Source organism: Wolbachia endosymbiont of Leptopilina clavipes (assembly GCF_006334525.1).
Classification (GTDB): domain Bacteria; phylum Pseudomonadota; class Alphaproteobacteria; order Rickettsiales; family Anaplasmataceae; genus Wolbachia.
Map to the genome: position 1 here is coordinate 1 of NZ_QJHA01000039.1, position 4,211 is coordinate 4,211.

7 protein-coding genes and 2 tRNA genes are annotated in these 4,211 nt (G+C 34.6%); 3 read left to right on the forward strand and 6 right to left on the reverse strand.

The genetic code is table 11. The annotated features are described in order from the left end of the window. The coding region (locus OUY_RS04280) for a transposase (protein ID WP_139686778.1) at positions 1–265 on the forward strand (265 nt) is incomplete at its 5' end. 403 nt (positions 266–668) lie between these two features. Here OUY_RS04280 and OUY_RS04290 read toward each other — a convergent pair. The 5 genes from OUY_RS04290 to OUY_RS04305 all read right to left on the reverse strand — a co-directional run bounded on the left by OUY_RS04290 (position 669) and on the right by OUY_RS04305 (position 2,688). Next, the gene (locus tag OUY_RS04290) at positions 669–965 is read right to left on the reverse strand and encodes a hypothetical protein (protein ID WP_246038721.1); all 297 of its coding nucleotides are present in this window, start codon (positions 963–965) and stop codon (positions 669–671) included. A gap of 344 nt (positions 966–1,309) precedes the next feature. After that, entirely contained in the window at positions 1,310–1,462 is a 153-nt protein-coding gene (locus tag OUY_RS05935) for a hypothetical protein (protein WP_167481350.1), read from the reverse strand. Positions 1,463–1,545: 83 nt separating this feature from the next. Then, positions 1,546–1,622 (reverse strand) — tRNA-Ile (locus OUY_RS04295). A gap of 39 nt (positions 1,623–1,661) precedes the next feature. Beyond that, positions 1,662–1,988 (reverse strand): thioredoxin, encoded by a 327-nt coding sequence (gene trxA / locus OUY_RS04300; protein ID WP_007302120.1) that lies wholly within the window; start codon positions 1,986–1,988, stop codon positions 1,662–1,664. A 79-nt stretch (positions 1,989–2,067) separates the two neighbouring features. Beyond that, positions 2,068–2,688, reverse strand: a complete 621-nt coding sequence (locus tag OUY_RS04305; RefSeq protein WP_139686780.1) for a ribonuclease D — start codon at positions 2,686–2,688, stop codon at positions 2,068–2,070. A gap of 149 nt (positions 2,689–2,837) precedes the next feature. On the opposite strand from OUY_RS04305, the gene OUY_RS04310 reads away from it, so the two are divergent. Next, a tRNA-Gly gene (locus OUY_RS04310) sits at positions 2,838–2,910 on the forward strand. A 101-nt stretch (positions 2,911–3,011) separates the two neighbouring features. Beyond that, positions 3,012–3,242, forward strand: a complete 231-nt coding sequence (locus OUY_RS04315) for a hypothetical protein (RefSeq protein WP_139686781.1) — start codon at positions 3,012–3,014, stop codon at positions 3,240–3,242. A 29-nt stretch (positions 3,243–3,271) separates the two neighbouring features. Here OUY_RS04315 and OUY_RS04320 read toward each other — a convergent pair. After that, on the reverse strand, positions 3,272–4,211 hold a 940-nt coding region (locus tag OUY_RS04320; RefSeq protein WP_139686782.1), incomplete at its 5' end, for an IS481 family transposase.

Genomic DNA, 4,211 nt, shown 5'->3' on the forward strand with positions numbered 1-4,211 from the left:
ATTGACGCCAAGACAGTACGCTTCTGGAGAAGTTAATCGTCATGGTAGCATATCAAAGATGGGACCAGTAGAATGTAGAAATATGTTGTATGAAGCTGCGCATACAATACTGACAGTTAGCAAGAAAAAATTCAAATTAAAAAGCTGGGGAATAAAGCTTGCAAAAAAGAAGGGTATAAAGAAAGCAGTAGTTGCATTAGCAAGAAAACTAGCTGTAATTATGCATAGAATGTTGGTTGATAAAACAGAATTTTATTATCAATAAACACTAAAGGAGTATAGGACAATAATTTTATTGAAGGTAAAGATAGTAATGCCGATGGAAGGGATAAGCAAGAGCTATGGTTGAAGCGTAGACTTCGTAAACAACATGTTGCCATCCACTTCCGCCCTAACAAGTATAGTGCGGCTTGGCTAAAATTAAACTAGCCATATCAGACCGCGGAGAGAACCATGGAAGCATGCTACTTAATCTATGTAAAATTATTAAAGATTACGGAGGAAATATGCTATTTTGATTTGTGTAAAAATTATTGTTGACTTATGTGCAATTAGAGAATCAGAGATAAAAACAGAAGCGATATGTGGAAAGAATAGTGAAAAAGAAATAGAGGAAAAGAAACAGTATTTTACCAATTTAAAGAATTATTCAATAAGTCAGAATATATCTAAAAAGCTAACATCTCTGCAAATATTGAAATAAGTGTTTCTTTTGTGATTAAAAAAAACATTGCATCTAGAGTATCTGCCATAAGTGATAATTTTGTGCTTTCATCATAGAGATTGTTTTCACTAGCTAATAATTTCTCACTAATTTGTGGATAAAGTTTAGAAACGTACTTCTCATAGCATTTATCTAGGCATTCTTGGTCTGTCAGTTTTGTTTTGTAGGAATGGCATTTCTGCTTACATTGATCCTGTCTAAATTTAATCCCTATATCTTTGTTTGATGCTTGTTGTTCCATAATATTCTTCAATTCAAAGAATATTAATATTAGCATATAAGTATGAATATTATGCTAATATAATTAATTTTTAGGTATACATGGCAAATTTATGCCTGGAAACAGTTTTTGGTTATTTCCTACACTTTCTTTATAAAAATCACAGGCGCCTGTTATTAGCTAAAGTAAAGGTCAAGTATCTGGAATTCTGGACATAAAATCCTCCTGTATAAAAAGATTAGAAAAAAATGCAGCGCACATATGACAGACGTGTGTATACGCTGAAAAAGATACGCTACGTTTTTTATTGAAAAGTTAACTGAAAGTCTGCAGACAAAGATAGATTTTGAGCTCTTAAAATATCTCTAATTGTCATTATAATCAGATTCAAAATATGCGGAAGTAATTTTTTTTGACAATAGATTTCTTGCATAACCAAGTGTTATTCCAGCTGGGATCCAATAAGAAAACCGCGCTGGAACTTTTGAATTCCAGTTATGCAAGGAATCTAATATCATGGAGTTTTCAAACACTAACAACCACGTACTATAACAAGGCAAAATTTTACGTAAGAGAGTAGGCCTTGCAATTGTATCAATAGTGGTGGGATTGGTAGGACTCGAACCTACGACCAATTCGTTATGAGCGAACTGCTCTAACCGACTGAGCTACAATCCCTTTTATCAACACCTATAATACACGCAAAAGGAAATTTGTCTACTCGCTTATTTCACTATCAACCCAACTGTGTAAATCATTTATTGCGCCAATTTTGCGTGCAATTTCCTTACCATCTTGAAATATGATTAAAGTAGGTATAGATTGAACTCCATACTTACTTGGCACCTCAGTTTCTCCATCTATGTCGAACTTGCAGATCTTGATCTTGCCTTTTCTATCCTCAGCCAATTGCTCGATACGTGGCATCAGACTTTTGCATGGTCCACACCATTCTGCCCAAAAATCTACCAGCACAAATCCTTTGTGGTTAGCAACTTCAGATTCGAAATTTTGATCATTTACCGCTTTAATATCATCACTCATAAAATACCTAAATTTTTATAAATATAGCGTATCAATTAACAGCTGATCAACTAAATTTTTCTGGATTCAAGTGAAGTGATTACATACGATGATTAAAGATATCTACACTCCCCCAACCCATTGAATCTAGCTCAATACGAGTAGGAAGAAATTCAAAGCACTTTTCGGCTAATTCTTTTCTATTTTCACGTTCTAGCATTAAATCTAGCTTTTCCTTTATTTTATGGAGATATAAAACATCAGATGCAGCATAACTTTTTTGCTTGTCTGTTAAAATTTCATTTCCCCAATCAGAAGATTGTTGTTGCTTATTTAATTTTATATCAAGTAGTTCTAAGCACAACTCTTTTAAGCTATGATTATCTGTGTAGGTGCGAACTAAACGTGAGGCTATTTTCGTGCAATAGCAAGGCAGTGCCCAAGTTTGCAGGTAGTAATGTATTATACTCACATCAAATCGCGCAAAGTGAAATATTTTGGTTATATTTTTATCCTCTAATATTTTTCTCAAATTTGGAGCTGTATAATCGTTTTTGAATTGAACTAAGTGAGCGTTGCCATCATTGAAAGAGAGCTGAACAAGGCATAATCTATCTCTGCTATGCAGTAGCCCCATTGCCTCTGTATCAACAGCTATAGATTTTATATCATTCGGTATTGCACTGGCTGGCAGGTCGTCCTTATATATAAATATTCTCATAAATTTAATATGTTTTATGACACATATAATAATCAAAATGAGTTTTAAGTATACGAAAAGATCATAGAAGATTGGCTCCCATATTTTTCATATGCATGGGTTTACAAATTATGATATGCACCTATAATAAGAATAAGTAAATTTTCATTGCGGGAGTGGCTCAGTTGGTAGAGCGCAACCTTGCCAAGGTTGAGGTCGAGGGTTCGAACCCCTTCTCCCGCTCTTTAATTTTAACATAAAAATTTCCTTCCCCTGTTCAACTAGTAGTTCAGCTATACTCAAAGTAGCTAAAAGTTTTTTAGAAAATTAATTAAGGAGGTTATATGAATAATAATACTAAAATAATGTTATTTACCTTAGGTATAGCTACATCAATAGGAGCACTTACAGGCTTAGCGCTCAGTTTTACAACTCTATCACCATTGGTAATGGGTGGGATTGTTGGTTCTATAGTTCCAGCATTGATTACAGCTCTGTTTGCGGGGAAGCTACTATACAAATTTTGCAAAAAAGATCATATTCAAAAGGATGAAAAATATGAGCCTATCTTGTAATAGTCTAGACTTAATCTGACAAGCATGAATTAACTGACAGAAGAATTAACAAAGTCAAAACCAAAATCAGCATCCTGTTTAATGCTATCAATATTTTTCTGATAAGCAATATGCATACTATCAAAAAAGGTTTGCATAGGAGTCTTACCATAGCAATATTTACCTGAATGCGGTCTAGATCTATTGTAAGAATGCACCCAATGGTCTACGTCTAACTGAAGTTCTGCCAAAGAGGTGTAAATTTTCTTTCTAAAGATAATATTGTAACATTCATCTTGCATAGTTCTGTGGAACCTTTCACATATGCCATTAGTCTGTGGAGAACGAGCTTTGGTTCGAGAATGATCAATATTTTCTACCCCTAAATATAGCTGGTAAGCGTGATTTTCAGGTCTGCCACAATACTCTGTACCACGATCCGTCAAAACACGTAGCAATGATACTTTCTGTTCATCAAAGAACGGTACTACCCTATCATTAAGAAGATCTGCAGCTGTGATAGCAGTCCTTTCTGTGTAAAGCTTAGCAAAAGCAACTCTGGAATAGGTATCAACAAAGGTTTGCTGGTAAATTCGTCCAATACCTTTGATATTACCAACATAATAACTGTCTTGGCTACCTAAGTATCCTGGATGCTCTGTTTCAATTTCTCCATGGGCCTCTTTTTCTTCCTTAGCCTTTTCTAGAGCTGTTATCTGTTCTTCTGTTAAAATGATACCATCCTGAGCTACTTTTGCTTCTAATGCCTTTAACCTCTTTTTAAAATTTTCAAGATCGTTTCTTTGCCACACTGATCTTATTCCACTTGCAGAGATGAGAATTCCTCTCTTTTTCAGTTCGTTTGCTGCTCTTTCTTGTCCGTATGCTGGAAACTCTATTGCTATTTCAACTACTGCTTTTTCTATATCCTCCGACACTCTATTTGCATACAATGGCTTGCTTTTGCTTATCTCGTGTAAAGCCTCTTCT